This is a genomic window from Pontibacillus marinus BH030004 = DSM 16465 (genome assembly GCF_000425225.1).
Taxonomy (GTDB): domain Bacteria; phylum Bacillota; class Bacilli; order Bacillales; family BH030062; genus Pontibacillus; species Pontibacillus marinus.
This window is the reverse complement of record NZ_AULJ01000031.1, coordinates 1-24,235: the sequence shown is the minus strand read 5'-3', so window position 1 is coordinate 24,235 and position 24,235 is coordinate 1. Positions and strand designations below refer to the sequence as shown.

Genomic DNA, 24,235 nt, shown 5'->3' with positions numbered 1-24,235 from the left:
TATAATTGAAATTATGAAACATTTACCTCACTATATAAACCAAATATTGAATTGGAGGGAAAAGTTTTGAAATCAGTAGTAAAATTTTGTGTAGCATTGTTGATTTTATTTAGTTTGGGCTCTAGTTTTCTTCATACATCAAAAATCAATGCAGCTACATTAGAAGTAGGAAGTAAGCTTAAAGAGGTATTAAGCACAGAAGCTAGTAGTTATATCGTTGAGGCAGTCATTACTTATCAGGAAATGCCAGCAGAATCAGATTTAGACCATCTGAAAAATTTAGGATTAACTACTAAAACTTACAGCAAACTTCCAATGGTGGCTATAACAGGAACAAACAGTCAAGTAAAGGATCTACTAGACGGCAACTTAAACGCCCTTTCAATCTATTACAATAAGAAATTAGATTACTTTATGAAAGATAGCCGTAAGCTGGTAGGAGCTGAGCGTGTTTGGAATGATCTTGGCTACACTGGAAAAGGAACAACAGTTGCAGTGGTAGACAGTGGAATTGATGCAACCCATCAGGACCTTCCGTATGGAGATAAGGTTATTCAAAATGTGAAATTTTTAGTCGGTGAAAGCATTTTTGGTGAGGAAAGTCTTTATTTAGAGGATGTCTTGAATACAGATACATCTTCAGGTCATGGTACACATGTAGCTGGTACCATTGCTGGAAATGGAACTGCTAGTGACGGGTTGTATGCTGGTATTGCACCAGATGCGAAGTTAGTTGGACTTGGCACTGGAGAAGGAATTAATATTCTTTGGTCTCTTGAAGCTTTTAATTATGTGTTAGAACATCATGAGGAATATGAGATTGATGTGGTTAGCAATAGTTGGGGAACAACTGGGGATTATTCGCCAAACAATCCTATTAATGTAGCTTCCAAAAAACTACATGATGCTGGTATGGTTGTCACGTTTGCTGCAGGGAACGAAGGACCTGAAAATAACACATTAAACCCTTATTCAGCGGCCCCATGGGTGATATCCGTTGCTGCAGGAACAAAGGATAAGCAGCTAGCAGACTTCTCCTCAAGAGGTATTCCAGGTGATGAGTTTGTTCACCCAGATATAACTGCACCAGGTGTTGATATTGTTTCAACAAAGTCTTCCACGGGACTAGTGATGAATACTTTAGGTACGACTACGGATGTTAATTATATTGAGGAGCAATATCTCCCATATTACACAACAGCAAGTGGAACAAGTATGGCAACACCTCATATCTCTGGAATTGTGGCATTGATGAGAGAAGCGCAGCCAGATCTTCATCCGGATGCAGTATTAGATATTATGGAAAAGACAGCAGAACCTATGAGTGGCTATGAACTCCATGAAGTAGGAAAAGGTTATGTAGATGCTTATGCGGCAGTGGAACAAGCGTCAAAAACTAAGGCTACTACTGGAAAGTATAAGGATAAAGAAACCGGAAAAACATACGAGACCTATTTTGTTACGAATTCATGGGATAGCTCTATTGGACCTGGCGCCGCTGATGCGGATGCAGCGTCTCATGATTATTACACGATTAACCTAGGTAAAGATGCTGTAAGTCTTAACGTTAAAATTGAATGGGTATCTCCAACCAATGATTTAGATTTAGAAGTTAGAGACCCAAATGGTGATTTAGCAGGATCTTCTGGAAACGCTTTGACCACAGTAGAAGAAACCTTTATTCCTAACGTAGTAGAAGGCGACTACACAGTAGATGTGATAGGCTACTTAAATACAACAGAACAGTACACTGGAACATACACAATTGAAAGGATATTGAAGTAAATCATATTGGTGCCTATATTGGTGCCTGACCCCCACCGCTTTAAAGCACTGGGGGTCAGGCACTTCTTTTTGGTGATACGATCAACATCGTAATTCCTACAAGTAACAAGGAGATGCCCATCCAAGATAGTAATTCTAATCTTTCTCCAACTAAAAACACGCCTAATAATGCGGCGGTTAACGGTTCTGCCAATGAAAGTGTAACCGCAGTTGATGAAGGTGTATGAATCAATCCTCTTGCAAACAGAAAATAAGCAAGCCCAGTAGCTATTATCCCAAGATGCAGACTAACCATTAAACCTCTAGCCTCCGTTACCCAAGACATATCATACACAAAAAGAAATGGGAGCAACAAAAACGCACTAAGTGTAAACACAATTGCAATGACCGATAAAGACGAATGCTCCTTTACCAGCTTTTCACTTACCATTGCATAACTTGCAAATGATAAACCAGCCCCAAGAGCCATCAAGATGCCATATGGGTTAACCTGAACGGAGCCCGTATTGATAAAAAGAAGCGTACAACCAAGGATCGATAGAAAGGTAGAATACCACCAAACTTTAGACAGTCTTCTTTTCAAAAACACCCTTTCCAGTACGCCCGCTAATATCGGAGCACTTCCAATCGCGATGACCGTCCCAATAGCTACCCCCGTAATATGTACCGCAGAGAAAAACATGGGTTGATAGAATGCCATACTTAAAGAAGCCAATATTGTAGCTTTAATCGGCCAATTCTTTAAATTTACCTGTCCTAATAACAATGCCACAAACAATAATGAGCCCCCACCTACCGCTAGTCGCATCGTTCCAACTGCAATAGGGTGAGCATTTTCTGGAGTAAAGGTTTGTGCCGAGCCCTTTGTCCCCCAGAGTATAGCTGCTAATAATACTAGAAATGTTGAGAATTTCCCTTTCATTGTGTTCACTCCGATCAATTAAGCTCGACTGTTGAACCTTCTTGTCTCTTGTACAAGAAGGTTTCTATAAATGACATATATGCCTTTTCTTTAGCATGAAGTTTTTGACCTGCCTAGAAAAGAAAAAATTTATTAAATAGAGTGCCTGACCCCCACTACTTTAAAGCGGTGGGGGTCAGGCACTTTTTATGCTCATGTACTCATGCTCTTCACCATATGTTAAACTAATTGATGTAAATATATTCCATCGATATTGAAAAAGGAGGGGCTTTACAGATGGACGTACTCTGGAAATCCTTACTCATCCTCGTCGTACTATATATCTTTTTAGGAGCCCTTTATGCTATTGCATTAGCCAACACCCCTGAAGGACCAGGTCGAAAAAAGATGTTCTTCGGATGGGGCGCTTTTATATCCTACTATATATTTATGTTTCTTCATGAAATCTTTGGGAACCAACTATATATCTATATGTTCCACTTAACGGTTTTTCAAATCATCCAATACCTACTAGTCCCGATCGCTATAACCTTCTTCATACTCGGAAAAATAGAAAGAAACAAAGCAAAAGTCAATTAAAAAACACCCGATTCTGGGTGTTTTTCTACTCTATAATCCAATCACATATGCAAAAAACTCAACCGATGCTACAGCCGCTCCAATAAATAATACCGAAGCCCCTGCACAACCTTGTCTTTCCTTCATATCCTCTTCATACTCTTTTGCACAATGCTTACAAAGCGTAAGCCCCATTTCCTTCGCCTCTTCTTCCTTCACCTTCTGCGCATCCTTCTTCCCTTTAAGAATACTAGAAGATGTCGGACAATCATCATCAAAATAATGATAATACTTCCCTGACTTCGTTATAAAGACTTCATCACCGTGATGCATATTGTTCTCCCCCTTTTATTTATTGGTGCCTGACCCCCACCGCTTTAAAGCACTGGGGGTCAGGCACCCGCAAGGAACTCTACACTAATACAACAAATAAACCAAAATCGGGCTAACAATCGTAACCATAATTGCACTAACTGTCATAGCTACTGTACTGATCGCCCCTTCTTGTTCACTGTTCTCCATGGCTTTTGTGGTACCAATCGCATGAGAAGCACTTCCAAAACCGACCCCTCTACCTAGGAAGTGGTGAACCCCACTCCATTTTAAAACGAATGGCCCTAATATAGCCCCACTTATTCCAGCCACCATAACAAAAACAGCCGCCATGGAAGCGATCCCACCCAATGATTGGGAAACTTCCATCGCTATGGGTGTTGTAGTGTTTTTAGGAATAATCGAATAAATAATAGCTTCATCAAACGAAATCCATTTTGCGAGTAATAAACCCGTAGACACCCCTATAACGGCCCCAACAAAAACACCTACCAAAATGCTCACACTATATTTCTTAAGAATCTCCCAATTTTTATATAATGGATATGCTAAAGCCACAACACCAGGCCCAAGAAACCAATCAATCCACTTTCCCCCTACCATATAAGTTTCATAGGGGATATGGAAGACAAGTAGAATCGTAACCAGAAATGCAGTGGAAGGCAAAACGGGTAACAGAAAAGGATTCGGAAACTTTTGATACAATTTTCGTGATGCAAAATAGATAAGGATCGTACTAATGAACGTGATGATCCCGATTAAAATGCTCATACTCCCGCTCCTTCTGTCTGACGATATACTGACTCACCATTCCGGAACACACCATCACAAGCAACGTACTACACAATGCGATCGGAATGAGGAAAAAACTCTTCCCAGCAAATAACTCTAAATATTGAATAATGCCAACTGTAACCGGTACAAATAACAACGCTAAATGCCGAATGAGTAAATCAGCTCCCTCGTTCACCCAGTTCACATTGACTTTCTTCGTTAATAACGTAACAAAGAGTAGCAACATGCCGATAATACTCCCTGGAATAAATAAATGGAATAACTCCTGGATCCAACTTCCGATCAAATAAAATAGAATTAACACAGCGATATGGCCCATTACTTTTAAAACATTCATATGAGCCCTCCTCTCGATAAAACAATCCTCATTACGAACAAGAACCAGCCCCCAAAGACTGGTTACAAAAAACATTTCAATATCATTAGATCCTCTTACATACGTTCAGCTCTTTCTATTGTAAACAGAGGTAACGAGACCCACAACAGATTCAATAAAATTTTTTGATGGCGAACCTCTTAACTTTTGTTATAATAGACAAAATATTTCGTACATTATTAAAAGGATGAATGCATATGCCAATCAATATTCCTGAACAATTACCTGCAAGACATATCCTTGAAAAAGAAAATATCTTTCTCATGGAGGATGAACGAGCCGTTACACAGGATATTCGACCATTAAATATCCTTATTCTAAACCTAATGCCAGAAAAAGAAAAAACAGAGAGACAATTGCTGCGCTTGCTCAGTAATTCCCCACTACAAGTGAATGTAGAGTTTTTACACACCTCTACATACGAATCCAAAAACATAAGCAAATCCCATTTAAGCCAGTTCTACAAAACGTTCCATGAAATCAAAGACAAACGCTACGATGGCATGATCATTACAGGCGCCCCTATCGAGCAACTAGATTTTGAAGATGTAGCCTATTGGGAAGAGCTGAAAGAAATTATGGACTGGACCAAAACGAACGTCACTTCCGTCCTACACATTTGTTGGGGAGCCCAGGCAGCACTCTATCACCATTATGGGATTAACAAACATCCCCTGCACGAAAAACTATCAGGTGTATTTCAACACCGCATGATGCACCCGACTGTCAAATTAGTTCGTGGAATGGATGATGTATTCTTAGCGCCTCATTCCCGCTACACCGGTGTATCAGAGGAAGAAATCGAAAACCATGATCAGTTAACGTTATTATCTTCATCTAAGAACGCTGGCCCATTAATGGTTATATCGAATGATGAAAAGCATGTGATGATAACAGGTCACATTGAATATGAATCTACGACACTAGCAGAAGAATATGAACGGGATGTAGCAAAAGGATTAAACGTTGAAATTCCAACGGGCTACTTCCCAGAAGACGACCCAGACCAACCCCCATTAAACCGTTGGCGCTCACAGGCTTACCTCTTGTTTTCTAACTGGTTGAACTATTATGTATACCAAGAAACACCTTATGAATGGGGATCTGAGAGTTTGTGGAGTATATAAGCTAACCATGAATGACAAAATAAAAAAGCTACCCTTTGGTAGCTTTTTTATCAATTGAATGTAACTTACGATATTAAACTCTCGGATAGTCTTCTTCATCAGAGTTCGGCTCAACAACCATATCTCCTGCTTGGTATAAATTTGAGTTATTCCCGTTAACTAAGAAACTAGATCCTCCAGCTAATAATAAAATCACCAAAATGCTAACTAATACTTTTTTCATAATAAAAAGCCTCCTAAATTTTTATTTAATAAAAATAAACTTTCCTTATATTTCATAGATGCTTGCTTATACTTGTTGATATTTTCATAAAAAACGCCTAACAAATGTGAATATCTTGCGGTGTATTCATCTTTATTCTTTTCTTTAAAATGAGGTATTGTTGTCGTTAAACAATACTCTTCAAAATCATCAGATTGATTAATATATTTATTAATCGTATTAAAATGAATATCATAATCTAAAGATAATACAACAGAATTATTCTCATTAATTTTCATACCTTCGTTAATCCAAATTCTACAATTCTCGATATCTGATATACGTAGATACTCATTAATCAGGCTAAATATAGTTGGTAGAAATTCTTGTTCTTGCACGTTACAGTCTAACTTATAGTAATAACTACTTTTCAAACCTCTGATGGCTTCCTCAGATTCGCCTTTTTTAATATTTAAATAAGCCATATTATGATGGACTTTACTTAGTAATATCTTGTAATCTAAAGAATCAGCAATTTTCTTAGCTTTTAAATAATTATTCTCAGCAAAATCGAAGAAGTCCGTTCTCCCATATGAAATACCTAACAATAGGTGACATTCAGCTAACCTACTTAGGTTATAGATGTTTTTATAAACCTCTAAAGCTTTCGTTGTAAAATAAATGGCTTGTTGCTCTAAACGTAATCTTGAGGAAGTCATGCCCAGCATATAATATAATTCAGCAACATCCCATTCTTCTACGTTTATTGTCTCATTCAATACTCGCTCTGCTTTTTTAAAAGAATCTAAAGCAAAACTAAAATATGAATGAAAGAAATAATAATACCCACTTATTCTATAATAGAAATAACTTTGCTTATCATTTAATGAATCAATGTCATACTGCAATTCTTCAAAATACTGAATGCCATCTTCTGTCCTACTGTTTAACAAAAAATAGTAAGCTTCAAAAATTTTAAAATAAAATAACGTTGTCAAATCAGTAGTAACATTAAACCTTTGTTTATTGTTATCATAGAATGCTTCAGCATCTGCGAAATTTTTAGTAGTAATGTCTTTATACCAGTCCATAAGTTCACCTACCAAGGTCTGATTACTTATGAACATTTCATCCTTTATATTTAGTCTTTCTTTAAGGAGTGATAAAACTTCAGTACTAGGCTTATCTAAATTATTTTCAATTTTAGATAAATAGGATGAGGATATGATCCCCTTAGCGAGTTCCTCTTGGGTCATTCCTTCCAAAACTCGATAATATTTAACAATATCTCCTATATTATCCACACGATCAACCCCCTGTTTATCTACTCCAATTTTATCATAACCTTCTGATATTGGAGTGAACAGGAAGCTGATAACATCTATTTACCTACGTCATTTGACGTATATGCCATCCTCACGACCTAATGTTTTTACAAATTCTACATATTTATCATTTGTAGATATGAATAATTCAAAAAACTTGGTACTTTCAACTTTATATATATTTTTCAAAACGTCTTCCCCATAATACTCTGCAATTCTTCGTGCCATATAAATACCAATTACATTGATTAATGGCATTCCTTTATCCTTAAGAGAATGATTTAATGTAGGTAGCAATTGATTAAAGTTTTCCTCATCTACAAAACTAAACAACTTATATAATAGTTCAAAGGACTTTTTAATATAAAAGTCATCATTAATTTTATTGGCATAAGTAAAATAGTTAAAGTTGTAGGTTGGATGCTCATCATTGAAATTCATTAAATCCTTAAGAATCGCATAATTCCCTATACCTTCATTTCGAATTAACAATTGGATCAAGTATTTATAATTTGATAGGTTTTCAAAATCCCTTTCAGCTTCATTCGCCCAATCTGTATTATTGATCGATGATATTTCATGATAAAAAACATGTGTTAAAAAGAGATTTGTTTCAACCTCATGTGCCTCTGGAGATAACGAAAATATTTGAGTACCTTCTTCGATACCAAAATTAATTTTGCCATAAGGAAGTAAAACCACATTTAAATCATGTTCTATAGGATCCTCTATTTCAGGAAAGAACTTTTCAATATTCCTGATAGAATGAAGCTTTTGATCTACGATATAGCTTTTAATCTTATTAAATTGCTCAGTATCGTTTTCGATATCTCCATCTGGAACACTCAATGCTTGATAAAAGCTTTTATGGAGGCCTTTAGCTTCTACATACTCATTCCACTTCTCAACATAGTGTTCTTTTCCTTGATTGACCAAAAGATCCACCCATGTACTGTCTATAGTGACCTTCAACTTTAACATGTTGTTACCTCCTAAATGGGTTATCTCAAGTTATTTGCAAATTGAACCAATTGTTCACTAAAAGCTTGGATTCTTTCTCTCATGGCTTCATGGGTGATTTCGTATTCATTGTCAATTAAATCATAATCCTCATTGCATGTAGCGACTTGCATAGGAATGGCTACACCTAACAATCCTCTTGCAACTAGGCGTAACTGCCCTAATGGTTCTGTGCTTCGAATCCCCCCACTATGAGTGAATAATCCAACAGGTTTTAAGTAAAAGTTTTGAATATTAAGGTGATCTAATGCGTTTTTCAATAATCCAGAAAATGAATTATGGTAATTAGGAGAACCTAGTATAATGGCATCCGCTTCATTGGCACTAGCAACAAGTCTTTTAACTTTTTCATCTGGATGGTCTTCAGGATTTTTATGATAATCTGCATCGGCCATTGGCAGATTTTCTTTTTTCAAGTCCCAAATTTCTGTTTCTACAGATAACTTGTTTAATTCCTCTGCTACTTTCTTTAGTCCTCCCAAAGTATGTGAAGGCTTTCCTGCACTACCTGCTAATAATAAAACTTTCATGATCAATTCCCTCCATTAGGATTCTATGGTTTGTTTTAAGTTCTCAACTGAATGTTGGTTTTGAGTTTGTTTGTTTTTGTAATTCCACCAAAGTAATAATCCAAGTGTTGCAACGAGTGTTAATCCAGCTGATATAGAAAGCGTAGAACCAAGACCTGTTAGAGATATCAAACCTCCTATAAAGACGTAAGATACGGAATCCGTGATATTTCCAATTGTAGATCGAACTGCCATAACTTTTCCCATTAGATCATCAGGCGTTCTCGCTTGTAAGATTGTCGTTAATGTTGGACCACTTATCGCAAAAGAAAGCCCTAAAAGAATTCCTGAAAAAATCACTAGATACCATCCATAACTTAATGAAATCATGAGTAATAAGTAGCATCCCCCCCTCAAAAAATACCCTGAGAAGATCCATCTGTCTGGGTTTTGTATATTTAATTTCCCCATTATTAAGGAGCATATAGAAGCTGAAAGGGCTATAGTTGATAGCAAATAACCAAAATATTGTTCTTTATCAAAGTTCAGTGATTCTATTAAATTCGGAAATACTAACTGAACAATTCCATCACCAATAATTAACTGAACCGTAAAGGCAATGATCATGATCGTTACAAAGATGTCACCTCTAAAAATATACTTAATGCCGGAATAAGCATCTTGAAGAATTGTTGATTTATTCTGGTTTTCTTCTTGGTGATTAGCCGCTACTGATTCAGGAAAGTTAATGAAAAAGATACAAATTGCTGAAATTAAAAATGTTGCACTCGTTACATAAAGTAAAACAGGCACATTATCCGTAAAAATCAAGGCTGCCCCACCTAAAGATGGCCCTAAAACAACACTTAAATTATTGGTTGAATTAATATAAGAGTTTACCTTCGTAAGCTCATCTTTATCTTTTATTAAAATAGGCACACTAGCTTGATTAGCCGGAAAAAAGAATGCTCGAAAACAAGTAACTAAAAATCCGACAATCATGATATATACAATGGGTAAATGATTAAAAACAAGTTGATATAAAGGAACACTCAACACTAATGCAGATCTTGCTATATCACAGATTAGCATTAGTTTTTTTCTGTCAACACGATCTACAATCACTCCACCCAGAACGCCTAAAAACAAATAAGGGAATGTAGAAACAAACAGTACAGACCCAGCAGCTAATGCGCTTTCACTATAATTAATGGCTAGTAAAGTTAAAGTGAGCGTATATATGGCAGAACCAAAAACTGAAGTTGAATCTGCGGCCCATAATAAATAAAGATTTTTATTCAATGAGGGCAACCTCCTTATTGATTGAAATGTTCATACTCTTTTGATCGATTAAGGTATTTATATAATCTTGTAAACTAGGAGCGTTTTGATTAGATTTAAAATATTGATTTCGATCAACGTCCCGTAATAAATGGAATACAGATTTGTGAGCAGAAACATTCCATGGTATCCAAATGTTATTGAACCAACTCTCCACAGCTGTGTACTCTTCTGATAATGTTCTTAACCATGTTCTCACTATATGATAGAACTGTTCTTGTGAATCAGTTTCGCAGGGTATAGCCCAGTAAATATAAGAGCCTTCAAAACCTTTACATATGCTTTGTGTAATACTATAAGCAAGGCCAGCTTCTCTGACACGCTCAACTAAAGAAGGAATTGGCCCATTAAGCGCAAATGCAGCTTCCTGGATCTTTAAAGATTCAAATACTGGGTTAGGTAATTTATAAAGAACAGCCGCACCATTTTCAATGGAATTCAATCTGCTACCCTTTTGGAACGGATCTGATAGTTGTGGAGTTGGTTTTGATCCCTGATTGAATAAAAACTTTTCAATAGAACTGACATCAACCTTGTTACCAACTACACTGATCCCTTCTATAATAAAGGAATCCACTTTTTCTGTTTCTCCAACAAACAACTCAAACATCTTATACTTTATTCGATTTTCAAAACTAGAATAGAAAACTTCCTTGTTGTCTGTATTCCAAACAAATTTTTCATTTACAAAATCCAAATTGTTAATAAAAGCTCGTAATCCATCATTGTTATAAAAGGTAAACGTTAAAAGTGTATGAACCCCTTCATATCTAACACTTGTTAAAAAGCCAACCTTCGTGAGCCTTTTTATTTTTTTAATATCTTCCTTTACGAGCAACCTACCTAATGAAAGGCTATTCACTCTTAACATAAGATGAATACGATCTGTTAAAGGGCTTGAAGAAACGGTTAAATACCTACCATTCATTTCTTTGTTATACACTAACTCTGGTACTACGTGTTTATGATCTTTTTCATTTCCAATATCTCTTGCTGCAATGTGAGATGTAATAGAGAAACTAAAACGGTTCGATAAAAGGTTATGATTTCGATTCAACTCTTTATAACTTGGAAAGCCATTACGTATAAAAGTTTTATATAATGGATTCAATCTGGACTCTAAATTCTCATGAAGATTATCAATCTCGAGTTGAAGTAATGCTTGGGCTAAACGATACTCTTTATAAGACACCTCTTTAAAGAGCATCTCTTTTGCTTGTTCATTCAGATCAAAACCCCTCTTGTTATCCAGAATAATAGCTCCATCCGAATGGTATAGGGTGATGTGCATGTGTACTTCGTCAATTGAAGAGATTCTCTTTTCCCATACCTTCTTAAGTAACGCAAAATTAATCTCATCAAAACTCTCAGTTCCAGGTAATCTATAAGAATTGATATAAACCTTCTCATTATGGAGATATGTATATGTACGAGCTTCAGCGAGTTCATTTTGAGATATTGATGTGTTGAAACTCTCTGTAGTATTGAATTGCCCCTTCGCCTCTATTACATTACGAATCTCTTGTTCTGACCAAGGTCCTATAATGTATAGATTCACAGGCGCGTGTACATATATATCAATTCCTTCCATTAAGTCTTGTTTCGTGATCGATAGAATATTGGATTGACTTCCAATTACAGGTGAACCATAGCTCTCATCATGAAATAAAGATGAGTTCCCTTCATTAATAATGGTATATGCCCTACTTTCGTGCTTTTCTTTTTCTTCATTTTTTATGATTTCTCGTTCTTCTTCGATATGGGCGTTATTGAATGAAATATAAGGCAAATGGAATAACCTTTCGCCTGATTGCTTCAACTCATCTTGATGAACCTTCGTTTGAAATTTGGTTTGATCTTTAGATGTTTTAGCAGTCAATTGATTATAGAACTTACCACTATGTTCACGATGTATCAGGTGTTCGATGAAATGCGCCACTCCATTCTTTAAACCTGTCGTAGAACTTCCTACTTCATATTCAATCCCCACTACTCCCTCCTCCATACTAGGGAGGTATTGGTGAAATATATCCTTAACCTTCATCATTATAGAAATCCCCTATCATTTCCAAAGTACTTCTTAAATCAAAAAAACCCTTGGGCTGAATTTGTTTACTCAGATTGTTAGTTACATGGTTATGACTTTTGTCGTTATAGGTTATACGGATCTCTTTTTCATATGCTTCACATAAATGTTCTAATAAGGTATTTACTTCATAAAATTGATGACTTCTTACATTCTTTTCACAAAGACCATTGTGATTCTTATAAGTTTGATAAATGACTCTACTTAAGTCTCTTACATCTAAGATTTCTAAAGAATCTTGGTTACTTTCAACTTTTATGGGTTTATTAGAAAAGTATATATTCCGAACTAACTGACTCATCCAATTCCCACTCACCTTAGGACAGGGACCTAATACTCCTATAGGTCTAATGATATTTACATCAATGGTCGGGTTCAGATCATGTAATTTCTTATATACATGTTCATTGTATAGCTTGACTGTCCCATACATTGAATTGGGTTTTGGTTTCACTTTATCCTCAGGCATGTGATCCCCATAGACTCCCAAAGAGCTAATATAGGTTACGCTTTGGACACGTTTTGAACTGGATAGAGCATATAAGATCGATAAATTTAACTGAGATTCATTGTAAATAGACATATGAGAATCTTTTTCCAAATGGTTTTTCATCATACCCGCACAGACAATTACATTCTTTACATGATCATGATCGATGACGGTTAATAAGTCTTCCTCATTTAAAATCATTTTGTCTACTATCATGTCCCTGTTCATGTTGCTCACTTTTTGAATATAGGATCTGTCAGGTTTACCACCCAAAAGGATAACTTTTTCACCAGATGCACTAAATTCCTTTGCAACAAAGGAGCCAATCATTCCCGCTCCAATAATTAACGTAGTCATTTAGCTACCACTCGCTCACTTTGTATAAAATCTATAACTTCTTCTATCGCATATTGAAATTTCTCATGTTCTAGCGCTACATTTATCCTTATAACCTGTTCACCTGTAGTGCCAAAAGGAGCACAAGGTGATATTAAGACTCTCTTTTCCTTAAATATTTTTTGCTCAAATTCAATGGAATTCATATGGAGCTTCGAAATGTCTAGGCAAAGAAAAATTCCGCCTTCTGGTACAAAAAATGAAATATCATGTTCATGTAAACGGTCTACAATATAAGTAATATTATCTTTTATTTGCTCTTTCACATGATTTGGAAAATCTTGTTCATGTTTTAGTACATAAGAAGCAATCTTCTGACCTTGCCACGATACGGACATCATGGTTCTCCAGTGATATAAAGATAATGTTTTTATATACGCTTTATTCATATGTATTAGGAAACCTACTCTAAAGCCTGCCATCGCATAAGATTTAGAGAAGCTATATAAAAGAAACGTTCTCTCCGGAATATAATCGACTAAACTTGGGACAGGATCATCTTTAAAAGAAAAATCTCGATATACTTCATCTGATATGCAATGGACATTGTATTCACTGCAGAGGTTAGCGATAATTTCAATTTGCTCTCTGTTAAATAAAAATCCATTTGGGTTATTGGGATTATTCACGATAACGAGCTTAACGCCCTGTTCCAATCCTACTTTTATATCAGAGATGGTTTGCTCCCAATCACTACCCCAGCCTAGTCTGTACCTATAAACGTTCATGTCATATAATTCTGCACTCTCACTATATAAGGGAAAACCAGGGTCAGGAATTAGAATGGATTCACCTTTAAACATTTGATAAATAAGATTTAGCCCCATCGTAGCCCCCTGAGTGATAAGGACATTATCTAATTCAATACTAGAAAAGTTATGAGAGAAATTCGTTAGGATATCCTTCCTTAACTGTGTTAGTCCAAATGGGCTCGTATAACCTCCCCATTTCTCAAGACAAACGGCAGCAGAATACTTTCTCATGTTTTCACTCGGTTCAATTGCTACACTTCCTATTGATAAATCAATAATCTGTTCCAATAAAAACATCTCCGTTTACGTTCTTTTAAATAGATCAATCCCACAAAAATCTAAAGGTAGCGTTACATAATGACTAAAAGAATCATTGGTTTTAATAAATTCATGAAAAGCAGAGAAATCCTCTTGAAATTTATCAACTAGTGGATCGTGAGCTAAAATAATCCCACCTTGGCTCATCTTATCCTCCCAAATTTCAAGCAAGTCGATATACTCTTTCTTGGACCCATTTACATCAATGTCTAAAAAGCATAAATCTATGGAATGATCATCAATACAATCCATTTCCTTTAATGCATCTTGATTTTCAATAGAGAATGTTGCATTTCCATTTAATGTATTCTTAATTCTCATAAGGTTTTGATTGGCTCCAACGCAAGCCTCACTATCAATATCAATACCAACAACATTTCGGTCTTGATTATCTATCCCACCACTTAATAGCCAGCTAAGGGCATACCCATAATAGCTTCCAAATACGACAATATTTTTAATACGGTTACTACTGCTTATGGTGTATAAGAATCTCTCCATAATCGGTGTGATGGTTGTACCTGGTAAGGATATATTGTTTAAAACCTGTTTTCTGATATACCTATATTGATCATTACTAAACTTGCAATCTTCGGGAACAAAATGATTTTCAGTCAACCAATCAAAGATCTTTTTAATTTTGACTTCTTCAGCTGTACTCGTTTTCACTCTACTGCTACCCCCATTTGCTCTATTGCAAGATTCTTACCAGATAAATAGATATTCTTACTAATTTCTTTTCTTTCTTCCTCACTTGACCCTCTAAGGTTTCCTACCATAATTTCATCTGGCAAAACGATAGCACCGAGTGATGTGAACAGATGATTAACATGCTGAGTCCCATACACAGCATCTGTGTTACTAGCACCGACAGTGATAACCTGAATCTTCTTCCCAGAAAGGATATTTCTTTTTTCAGGATCATCATATAACGGTCCACCAAACACATTGATCATGTTCACAAATGGTCCTGCAGCAGACCTCCAATAACATGGAACAGATACAATAATGTTTTCCGCTTGTAACAGACACTCTTTAAAATGATTTAAATTATCATCTTCGTATTCTTCCAGCGATCTCCCATCATAAAAAGGAACGTCCATATCTCTTAGATCAAAATAGGAATATTCACTTAATCCTCCATCTTCCATTCCTCGTATGAAGAGCTTTGCAATTTCCCTTGCAGCTGATTGGGAATCTTGCCCTTTTGGAGGTTTAATACTGCCGCAAATAACTACATTTTTATTCATTTAAAAACTCCTAATATCGTATTTTTTAAATAGTAGTGTTTAATTATGAATTAAATAGCTATTCATATCGATTTTTGGCTTCGCTTCCAAATCAAACAGTGGATAATAGGAAGGTAACTTCGTCTTAGGTGAAGGAAGGTCACAGTCTTGAATAATGTCATATAGATCTGTACTATTTTTGTTAAGCAGTTCAATTTGATAATTTTCTGCAATAAATAGTTGCTTTAAATAGGCAACAGCTTCCTCAAATGAATGATTGTGAATCGCAACCTTCAAATAACCTTTAGACAACTTATCGATCATTTCTAAATCATTTAATGATTTAGCTAGTTTTAATCCATTCGCAAACGCATGTAGAGCCTGACTATAGTCTTCTTTTTGCAACGAAATATAACCAATAGAATAATTAATGAGTTGATAAAAGATTCTTTCTTTCATGAATTCTGCTTCGGACGAAGATTGTTGAAGATAATCAAGAGCTGTATCATATTCTTCTTTCTTCCAATGCAACATTCCGGTTCTGAATAGATAGAGGGAGTCTGCCTTTTTGACACCGTCACTCTCAATATAAGAATACTTAGCAAACATGTTTTCCCAAAATTCTAAAGCCTTACTATAGTCTTTTTTGATTTCCAATAAAAAGGCTATGTTACTGTACAAGTTAAACTTTAAATAAAGGGGCCCTTTCCCATGATCGTTCTTAATAATTTGTAATGCCTCAAGTTCTCTTCTGAGCGTGCTCTCAAACAATTCCTGTCTTCTTTGCTGGGTTTCTTGCATCCCTTTCGTTGCATCCAAGAAACTAATCCCATTAAATAACCAAGCTTTTTCAAGGCGTACCTCTTCGTCCTCTGTTTCATCACGTAATAACTCAAGGCCTTCGTCATAAAGCTTTTCAGCTAAATCAAAGTCATAAAATCTCTTTGTTGCGAGCAAGCCACATAAGTATTTTAAATGTGCTTTCTTTGATACACTTTCCGTTATATTTAAAGCAGTCATCAATGAATCATAGGCTAGTTCTGGGTGGTTTAAATTCACATGAATGAGACCAAGAATTCTGTAAAGCTCTTCATTGGCATCATCACTCTCAGCAAGACTCTTACAAGTAAGCAATCCATACTCATAATTCAACGTTACAAGTGCTAACGCTGCATTACTTAAGGGATTTTCAGCAATACTTTTATACTTCATTTCTTCCCATCTAATATCTGAAGCATTTTCGTTGATATCCGTTAACTGAAGATCGGCAGAAATTTTGTTAAAAATCATGTACCTTGCCCTGATGATATTGTTAGTTATGTCATCAAATGATGTCTCAAAGTCTTCGAAATGAGTTCTCCCACTAAACCCCCATGCTTGTGTAAGGATGTTACCTGGTACAATTTTTGCAATATGATACAAAATCCTTAAAGTGGGCCTATCAAGCCATTCTGAATCTTGAATAAAAAGATATAACTTTTGATTCATTTGATTGAAATAACTAACCATATCTCTTTTCAATAGTTGAGTGAAATTGTCAATTAGATTGATGGAAGACATGGATTCTCTGCTAATTCTACGAATAATGCTATATAGAATAGAATCTGAAGAGAATTGAGTATTCTTCCATTCATTCATGAGCTTTTTATAAGCACTCTTACAATCTGAGCTTAGTATTTTGGCTTTATCCAACTCTTCTACGATGAGGTTGATCCCATGGTAAGGGTAAAAAGAGCGGTCCTTCACATGAATGTTTATCTTATGTGTACTAAATTCGTCTCTAAGATCTTGAACATGTAAGTTACTAGTCCACACCATATTTCTAGAGGTAATATTGGTTGATGCGGTATATGTAGATTGCTGGCTCATCACTTAACACCCCTTCTTGAATTTAAGAGAGGGAGAAATAATATTTCTCCCTCATTAGGTATTACCAAGCTTTAATCATAAGAGCAGTTTCAACATCTTCTTCAGTAGCTTCTGATTTAGAAACTTCAATTTGAAGATCTTCTAAAGATTCTACAATGTCCTTTGGTAGTTCTTTCATCATAAACTCCTCCTTTGTTAAGTAATAATACCCATGGGTTTCAAGCAAGAAAGATAATGAAATATTCTCAATCTTTCTAACTATTTAAATCATACCACTATAAAATCCTTGATTTCTAGGGGGTTGAGCTTGGGAAAGAACCACTGATTTAGCCTTAAAAACTAAAGAAATTATGAGAACTTGCACAGGTTTTTAGAATTAGTATAGAGAAAAGTAGATTATTGTAGGTGCCTTACTTGTAGGTGCCTGACCCCCATCGCTTTAAAGCACTGGGGGTCAGGCACCATTGTACACACGCAAATAAAAGAGCCTTCTACAATACAAGTGATGATGTAGAAGGCTCTTTATTTACTTTACATGAAGTAGTATTTTACCTGTACTCTTTCGGCTTTCAATAAATTCATGAGCTTTGTTGGCTTCTTCTAAATTGAACTCTTCCCCAACCATGATTGATAGTTTTTCTTCTTCCAATAGTTTAAATACTTCATTAGCTACACGCTTAAGTGACTTCGGTCGTTTCTTTCGTGTATTCCCTAAACTAAACCCTAGAATCGATCTACAACTTGAATGTAAATCTTTTGTTTTAAATTGACCAACTTCTCCACTAGAGTTTCCAAAGTGCACTAACCTACCATATTCAGCTAGACACTCCAAACTCTCTTCTGAAACTGTTCCTGATACAGAGTCTAATATGATATCGACTCCTATATCGTTTGTTAGTTTATTTACTTGATTAGAAAAGTCTTCATACAACAGGCAATGATCTGCACCTGCTTCTAAAACTGTAGACATCTTATTTTCAGAACTAACCGTACCAATTACCTTATCAGCACCTAGGAGTTTAGCAAGCTGTACCGCTGTCGTGCCAACCCCACCAGCTGCAGAATGTATTAAAACATTTTCACCCTCTTGTAGGTTAGCCAGGTCGTTAAGAAGAACATAAGAAAGGAACGATACGATTGGACTGGCAGCTGCCGTATTCCAATCAATCTTATCAGGAAGTACATAGGTTAAGTCTTTGCTAGCAACTACAAATTCAGCATAGGATCCGGAAGATGGAAAGGCAACTACTCGATCCCCTTCTTTTATATCCGTCACGTTTGTTCCAACACCTACTACGACACCTACTGCATCTAACCCTGGGATAAAGGATGAGTCTCCTCCACCTTTTTTCCCTCTACGCTTCTTAATGTCTGCAAAGTTTACACTCGTTTTTCTTGTTTCAATTAGGACTTCATTTTCGTTAAAAGATGGTTTTGGTACCTCCTTAATCTCCAATACTTCTGGACCACCAAAACTTTCTACCACAATCGCTTTCATTATAAAACCTCCTGATCTTGGATTAACCTGCTTGACCATTAAATTCTGCTAATCTATTTCACAAAGCTTAAGTCCGAGAATTATTTATTCATTTACTCAGATCACTAGCATTTATTAAGTACCATTTTTTGTGAAGTTTAACTATTTTCAATATATCATGTGTTTACCTTTCTGTTATATTGGGAAAGTGAGGTTGAATAATAGCTTTAATCAGGTATTTATTACGCTACTTGTGCAACTTTATCGAATAATATTCTTACAAAAAGTGCCTACAAAAAGTGCCTGACCCCCATCGCTTTAAAGCACTGGGGGTCAGGCACTTTTATGTCTAGGCTTATTCACAAGGAAGATACCAACCAATATCAAACTTCCCCCGATAAGTGAGGAAATATGAGGTTTCTCTTGTAACAAAGCCCATCCTGATAATACACCAAAAAGCGGAACCAAAAACAAAAAAGCACTCACTTTTCCTGGCTCCTCCCTTTCTAATAGATAAAACCAAATGGCGAACTGAACGATCGATGCCATGATCGCAAGCCAGAGGATAATGAACATCGAAGACGGGGTAGCTATAAATTTTATGGACTCTATAAACATACTACACACCAAAATCAAGAGCCCTCCAAACAACATTTGATAAGCTGTCATCACCCATGTATCAAAGCTTGGCCCCCATTTTTTCAACAAAAACGTAGCAACCGTCCATGAAATAGCTGCATAAAATCCTAATAACGTTCCCGCTTCCATAAGATCTAAGCTTGCTCCTAATGTAATAAACACTCCGAGAAATCCAACCCCAACACCTATCCACTGCGCTAACCGATACTTTGCCTTTAAGAAAACAGTACCAACAATCACAACCAGCATGGGACTGGTAAACACCAAAATAGAAGCCTCCCCCGCCGTTATCGTTCGCATACTAAGAAACACAGCTCCCATGACGCCAGCTGTTTGAAAAAAGCCAATTACCGCAAACTGAAACCACTCCACCAGCTTTACAGGATGCTTCCGCTTCAAAGCAAGCACAACGAGAGACATGATGACCCCAGCTAACGTAAATCGAACCCCGACCAATAACAATGGGGACATATACACGAGCCCCATTTTCCCAATAGCAAAAGATGAGCCCATTAAGCCAGTCGTTAACACAACTAAAAACCCGAAAAAGGATTTATTCATCGACATTACTCCTATGGAACATTATCGTTATACTAATGGTATTCTGCGAACTGGACCTATATCCTTCTTTCTTCTTCGACAGGTGCTAAAAAAAGTGCCTGACCCCCACCGCTTTAAAGCACTGGGGGTCAGGCACCTTTTTTTAGGCACCTTTTTTTAATATCCTTTCACCATATCCACTTGATTCTCTAATGGGCGATCGTTTTCAATATTATCTAACGTGTCTACAAAACATTCCACTGCATCCTCTGCGGTTGTTACTGCTGAAATATGCGGGGTCACGATGACCTTTTCATGATTCCAAAATGGAGAATCCTTTGGTAATGGTTCTTCTCTAAATACATCTAAGATGGCCTTTCTAACATGATTTTGATCGATTGCTTTTAACAGAGCACCTTCATCAACCGTTGCCCCTCTGCCTGTGTTCATAAAACCAACATCATCAAAATTAGAGAATATCGACTTATCAAACAAATTTTCAGTTTCTGCTGTATTAGGTAGCGTACTAATCACCCAATCAGCATTTTGTAATACATTATTCAATTGATCTCGATTATCAATCGATACCACCTGTTGAAAAGGGTCCTTAGATTTCCCACTTAAAGAAACACCACTCACTTTTGAACCGAACGTAGAAAATACTTCAGCTATTTTTTGGCCAATTGCTCCTGTCCCAAATATAACGATGGATTGATCCTTCAATTGACCAGGTGTCGCAGGTTCCCATGATTCCTCTTTTTGCTTTTCCGAAAAATGTTCGTGCATTTGTAGATCTTGCAATATGTAACTTAAGCAAAACTCACCCATCCGCTCACCAAAGGAACTAATCGTTCTTGTAAACAGAACATCATCCTTCCACTCGACTTCAGACATAAAGCGATCGACACCGGCATTTAAGGAATGAATCCATTTTAGATTGCCAAAATGAAAAGAAGGAAAAGGATGAACACAGACTAGTGCATCAGCCCAATTTAAATCATCACTTGTTACGTCCTCTTCACTTAAGTATCGAAATTGCTTGTTTAAAGATCTTCCACTAATCAAAGCTTCAAGCTTTTTATAAATCTTCCCGGTTACTAAAATATTCTCAATCTGCATACGTTCTCAACTCCTTATCTTCTAATCATATACTCAAATAATCCTACCTGTCACTTGAAAACATCCCCCATAGAAGGTCAAAATTCCGTTTTGAGCTATAGAGCTAAACGTCTATGTTCCATAAGACTTTCTACACGCCTCCAATTAATTCCATGAGTCAATCATCATATTTTAATAACAATCTGTTTAGTTTCAATGAACGCAAGGAAAACAATATGTGAAAGATTATAATAAAATTTAAGAAAGGGTGACTTCTATGCCTACATTGAGAGAGTACATGACCACTAGTTTAGCTACTGTTCCTTCTTCTGCTGATCTATACACACTAGCTAAGCAAATGAAGGAATACGATATTGGATTTCTACCCGTTGTAGAAAATGATAAAAGTAAGTACACAGGAGTGGTAACGGATCGGGATATTGTAGTTAAAGGTCTTGCGAAAGAATCTGCAGAGAATGTCACTGCTTCTGATATTTTAACAGAAGATGTTGTAACGGGTAATCCTGATATGAACGTGGAAGATGCAGCAAGCTTAATGCAAGAGAACCAAATCAGACGGTTATTAGTCATTGAAAACGAGCATGTAAAAGGTGTCGTCAGTCTAGGTGATTTAAGCGCAGACGGCGAAAGATCCCTAGCTGGTAATATCATGGGTGAAATTTCAAAAGGATATGGAAACAATTAAGAAAGGCGCAAAAAAAGTGCCAAAAAAAAGTGCCTGACCCCCACCGCTTTAAAGCACTGGGGGTCAGGCACCTTTCAAGGCACCTTTCAACTTATAAAAACACAAAATACATCATAAACATTCCAGCAAGAGCGTACATAATCGGGTGAACTTGCTTCCAATCTTTTTTCGCTAACATCGCAAATGGATAAAGAATGAAGCCAAGGGCAATTCCCGTTGCTATACTGAAAGTGAGGGGCATTGTGATAATCGTGACAAACGCTGGAATCATGATTTCCATCCTGCTCCAGTCAATTTCTTTTACCTCTGTCGCCATAAGACCGCCAACAATGATTAGAGCGGGTGCTGTTACTTCAGTTGTAATGACGCCAAGTACAGGTGAAAAGAACAAAGCAAAAAAGAAGCAAATCGAAATGACTACACTCGTAAAGCCTGTACGGCCACCAACCGCAACTCCGGCAGAGGATTCAACAAACGAAGCAGTTGTTGAGGTACCAAAAATGGCCCCTGCCACTCCAGAGGTAGAATCCGCTAATAGAGCACGACCTGCATTTGGAATTTGGTTGTCCTTCATAATACCCGCCTGACTGGCCACAGCAATGAGTGCACCAGCCGTATCGAAAAACGCGACAAATAAAAATGTAAAAATAACAGCAAGGATTTCAGGAGTAAAGATATCCCCTAAGTGCTGAAAAACAACCCCAAATGTTGGCTCAAGGCTAGGTACCTCTCCAACTACGGAATCAGGCACATCTACTAATCCAATACTCATACCTAGAATACTAGTGAGCACAATCCCATAGAAAATACCTCCACGAATCCCGCGCACAAGCATCATCAAGGTAATAATAAAACCGAACACGGCCAGCGCAGTCCCTGGAGAGGTCAACTGACCAATTGATACCAACGTTTCCTCGTTACCCACAACAATTCCTGCATTTTTTAAACCGATAAAGGCAATGAAAAAGCCGATGCCTCCTGCAATCGCATGTTTTAAATCTTTCGGAATAACATTAATGATTTTCTCTCGTATCTTAAGAAGACTCAATATCATAAAGATAATGCCCGCAATAAAAACTCCCGTTAAGGCCACCTGCCATTCAATTCCCATACCGATCACGACAGAAAAGGTAAAGAATGAATTCAGCCCCATACTTGGCGCAATACCAACAGGAAAGTTTGCCATAAGCCCGATTAAAAGCGACCCAACAATGGCAGATAAAGCAGTAGCCGTAAAGAGTGCCCCTTTATCAATGCCAGCCTGACTCAATATAATTGGGTTAACGACTAATATATAAGCCATAGAAAGAAACGTGGTGATTCCCGCCAACGTCTCTTGTTTATAATTCGTTTCACGTTCCTTAAACTTAAAAAAATGTCTCATGAAGTCCCTCCTGGTTGCAAAAAAAAAACACCGGTACACTACCGCTGCTTATACAAAGGGAAAGAAACATAGATGTTCTCCCCTTGTAGACGAGCTATTTCCGGTAGCTGGTAGAAACGTTCAGGCCCTATTCCTGAACTTATACAAGGTGCTGAATCTTTTATTTACTTTAATAAAGAGAATCATAACAACCAAGAAAGCAACCGGTCAATGATTATAAAAAATGTGTGTGAATTGACTTTATTCTGACAAAAAGGTGCCTGACCCCCATCGCTTTAAAGCACCGGGGGTCAGGCACCCAAAAACACCTATTCTTTTACGACTTCCAATTTAATGTTATCCAGTTTGTCAGCTTAAGTTTTTCGCTAAGAAAACGTTGATAGTTCGCATTTTCCATTGTCACCTCGATTTCACTTGCCACAGAAGATCTCGCATCAAATGAAAGCTGATACGTGACGCCTTTCACCAATTCAAGCCCTAGATATTCTGGCAAGACAACGGCTTCTGCTTTCGCACCATTTTGAGTCAACGCATGCCAGTACACAAGGCGTGAGAAGCCCCCTTGATCGAAGAGAAAAAATTCGACATACAACGCCCCTTCTTAGGAAGAGAAATGGTTGTTTTCGTTGATTTAACACCTTTTCCTAACCGAATATCTAACACATGTAACTGTTCCAGTATAAAAATTCCTTAATATGTGCTATTTCTGTAGGGAGCATAAGGATGGCTATCATGTTTATTCCCAAAAAGAACAAAAAAACCCAGAAGAACGAATTCTTCTGGGTTTCTTATGTGTGCTTGGCGGCGTCCTACTCTTGCGGGGGCGAAACCCCGACTACCATTGGCGCTGAAGAGCTTAACTTCTGTGTTCGGCATGGGAACAGGTGTGACCTCTTCGCCAAAGCCACCAAACCTATGTAGTTGAAGGATATACCTTCAAAACTAGATAAGAGACATC

At 36.9% G+C, this 24,235-nt stretch carries 24 protein-coding genes, 1 rRNA gene and 1 riboswitch; of the genes, 4 read left to right on the top strand and 21 right to left on the bottom strand.

Annotated elements, in window-relative coordinates:
- Positions 1–66 precede the first annotated feature (66 nt).
- Positions 67–1,785: a S8 family peptidase gene (locus tag H514_RS0106010; protein ID WP_027446153.1), complete on the top strand. Its 1,719-nt coding sequence runs from the start codon at positions 67–69 to the stop codon at positions 1,783–1,785.
- Between the two features lie 55 nt (positions 1,786–1,840).
- Here the strand turns inward: H514_RS0106010 and H514_RS0106005 are convergent, their stop codons facing one another.
- Complete coding sequence (locus H514_RS0106005) at positions 1,841–2,707, bottom strand: EamA family transporter (protein WP_027446152.1); 867 nt, start codon at positions 2,705–2,707, stop codon at positions 1,841–1,843.
- Positions 2,708–2,983: 276 nt separating this feature from the next.
- Here H514_RS0106005 and H514_RS0106000 point away from each other — a divergent pair, with 276 nt between their 5' ends.
- Positions 2,984–3,286, top strand: a complete 303-nt coding sequence (locus tag H514_RS0106000; protein ID WP_027446151.1) for a hypothetical protein — start codon at positions 2,984–2,986, stop codon at positions 3,284–3,286.
- Between the two features lie 30 nt (positions 3,287–3,316).
- On the opposite strand, the gene H514_RS0105995 is transcribed toward H514_RS0106000, so the two are convergent.
- From H514_RS0105995 to H514_RS0105985, 3 genes are all read right to left on the bottom strand, one after another.
- A complete protein-coding gene (locus H514_RS0105995) occupies positions 3,317–3,598 on the bottom strand; it encodes a hypothetical protein (RefSeq protein ID WP_027446150.1) in 282 nt (93 codons plus the stop codon).
- Between the two features lie 84 nt (positions 3,599–3,682).
- The gene (locus H514_RS0105990; protein WP_027446149.1) at positions 3,683–4,369 is read right to left on the bottom strand and encodes an LrgB family protein; all 687 of its coding nucleotides are present in this window, start codon (positions 4,367–4,369) and stop codon (positions 3,683–3,685) included.
- A complete protein-coding gene (locus H514_RS0105985) occupies positions 4,335–4,730 on the bottom strand; it encodes a CidA/LrgA family protein (protein WP_027446148.1) in 396 nt (131 codons plus the stop codon). The genes H514_RS0105990 and H514_RS0105985 overlap by 35 nt, the downstream gene beginning before the upstream one ends.
- 236 nt (positions 4,731–4,966) lie before the next feature.
- Here H514_RS0105985 and metA point away from each other — a divergent pair, with 236 nt between their 5' ends.
- Positions 4,967–5,896, top strand: a complete 930-nt coding sequence (gene metA, locus H514_RS0105980; protein WP_027446147.1) for a homoserine O-acetyltransferase MetA — start codon at positions 4,967–4,969, stop codon at positions 5,894–5,896.
- 73 nt (positions 5,897–5,969) lie between these two features.
- Here the strand turns inward: metA and H514_RS24595 are convergent, their stop codons facing one another.
- The 14 genes from H514_RS24595 to H514_RS0105905 all read right to left on the bottom strand — a co-directional run bounded on the left by H514_RS24595 (position 5,970) and on the right by H514_RS0105905 (position 21,208).
- The gene (locus tag H514_RS24595; RefSeq protein WP_154657336.1) at positions 5,970–6,119 is read right to left on the bottom strand and encodes a hypothetical protein; all 150 of its coding nucleotides are present in this window, start codon (positions 6,117–6,119) and stop codon (positions 5,970–5,972) included.
- Entirely contained in the window at positions 6,116–7,402 is a 1,287-nt protein-coding gene (locus tag H514_RS0105970; protein ID WP_027446146.1) for a helix-turn-helix domain-containing protein, read from the bottom strand. The genes H514_RS24595 and H514_RS0105970 overlap by 4 nt, the downstream gene beginning before the upstream one ends.
- A 90-nt stretch (positions 7,403–7,492) precedes the next feature.
- Positions 7,493–8,404 carry a hypothetical protein gene (locus tag H514_RS0105965; protein ID WP_027446145.1) on the bottom strand — a complete coding sequence of 304 codons (912 nt, stop codon included), beginning with the start codon at positions 8,402–8,404 and terminating at the stop codon, positions 7,493–7,495.
- Between the two features lie 20 nt (positions 8,405–8,424).
- Positions 8,425–8,973: an NADPH-dependent FMN reductase gene (locus H514_RS0105960; RefSeq protein WP_027446144.1), complete on the bottom strand. Its 549-nt coding sequence runs from the start codon at positions 8,971–8,973 to the stop codon at positions 8,425–8,427.
- 15 nt (positions 8,974–8,988) lie between these two features.
- Entirely contained in the window at positions 8,989–10,254 is a 1,266-nt protein-coding gene (locus tag H514_RS0105955; protein WP_027446143.1) for an MFS transporter, read from the bottom strand.
- Positions 10,247–12,340: a peptidase M16 family protein gene (locus tag H514_RS0105950; RefSeq protein ID WP_027446142.1), complete on the bottom strand. Its 2,094-nt coding sequence runs from the start codon at positions 12,338–12,340 to the stop codon at positions 10,247–10,249. The genes H514_RS0105955 and H514_RS0105950 overlap by 8 nt, the downstream gene beginning before the upstream one ends.
- Positions 12,327–13,226: an NAD-dependent epimerase/dehydratase family protein gene (locus H514_RS0105945; RefSeq protein WP_027446141.1), complete on the bottom strand. Its 900-nt coding sequence runs from the start codon at positions 13,224–13,226 to the stop codon at positions 12,327–12,329. Before H514_RS0105945 ends, H514_RS0105950 begins: the two co-directional genes overlap by 14 nt.
- Positions 13,223–14,305, bottom strand: coding sequence for a pyridoxal phosphate-dependent aminotransferase (locus H514_RS0105940; protein WP_027446140.1), 1,083 nt, complete (start codon positions 14,303–14,305; stop codon positions 13,223–13,225). Before H514_RS0105940 ends, H514_RS0105945 begins: the two co-directional genes overlap by 4 nt.
- 15 nt (positions 14,306–14,320) lie before the next feature.
- A complete protein-coding gene (locus H514_RS0105935) occupies positions 14,321–15,004 on the bottom strand; it encodes an O-methyltransferase (protein WP_027446139.1) in 684 nt (227 codons plus the stop codon).
- Complete coding sequence (locus H514_RS0105930) at positions 15,001–15,585, bottom strand: NADPH-dependent FMN reductase (RefSeq protein WP_027446138.1); 585 nt, start codon at positions 15,583–15,585, stop codon at positions 15,001–15,003. The genes H514_RS0105935 and H514_RS0105930 overlap by 4 nt, the downstream gene beginning before the upstream one ends.
- Before the next feature lie 39 nt (positions 15,586–15,624).
- A complete protein-coding gene (locus H514_RS0105925) occupies positions 15,625–17,433 on the bottom strand; it encodes a tetratricopeptide repeat protein (protein WP_027446137.1) in 1,809 nt (602 codons plus the stop codon).
- A gap of 526 nt (positions 17,434–17,959) precedes the next feature.
- Positions 17,960–18,931 carry a quinone oxidoreductase family protein gene (locus tag H514_RS0105915; protein ID WP_027446136.1) on the bottom strand — a complete coding sequence of 324 codons (972 nt, stop codon included), beginning with the start codon at positions 18,929–18,931 and terminating at the stop codon, positions 17,960–17,962.
- Between the two features lie 312 nt (positions 18,932–19,243).
- Positions 19,244–20,110, bottom strand: a complete 867-nt coding sequence (locus tag H514_RS0105910; protein ID WP_027446135.1) for a DMT family transporter — start codon at positions 20,108–20,110, stop codon at positions 19,244–19,246.
- 156 nt (positions 20,111–20,266) lie between these two features.
- Positions 20,267–21,208 (bottom strand): D-2-hydroxyacid dehydrogenase, encoded by a 942-nt coding sequence (locus H514_RS0105905; protein WP_027446134.1) that lies wholly within the window; start codon positions 21,206–21,208, stop codon positions 20,267–20,269.
- A gap of 256 nt (positions 21,209–21,464) precedes the next feature.
- On the opposite strand from H514_RS0105905, the gene H514_RS0105900 reads away from it, so the two are divergent.
- On the top strand, positions 21,465–21,893 hold the full coding sequence (locus H514_RS0105900) for a CBS domain-containing protein (protein WP_027446133.1): 429 nt from the start codon (positions 21,465–21,467) through the stop codon (positions 21,891–21,893).
- A 91-nt stretch (positions 21,894–21,984) separates the two neighbouring features.
- Here the strand turns inward: H514_RS0105900 and H514_RS0105895 are convergent, their stop codons facing one another.
- From H514_RS0105895 to rrf, 3 genes are all read right to left on the bottom strand, one after another.
- Positions 21,985–23,277, bottom strand: a complete 1,293-nt coding sequence (locus H514_RS0105895; RefSeq protein ID WP_027446132.1) for an NCS2 family permease — start codon at positions 23,275–23,277, stop codon at positions 21,985–21,987.
- A gap of 66 nt (positions 23,278–23,343) precedes the next feature.
- Positions 23,344–23,444, bottom strand: a riboswitch (purine riboswitch).
- A gap of 149 nt (positions 23,445–23,593) precedes the next feature.
- Positions 23,594–23,821: a hypothetical protein gene (locus H514_RS0105890; protein ID WP_027446131.1), complete on the bottom strand. Its 228-nt coding sequence runs from the start codon at positions 23,819–23,821 to the stop codon at positions 23,594–23,596.
- 252 nt (positions 23,822–24,073) lie between these two features.
- A 5S ribosomal RNA gene (rrf, locus tag H514_RS0105885) occupies positions 24,074–24,189 on the bottom strand.
- Between the last annotated feature and the right edge of the window lie 46 nt (positions 24,190–24,235).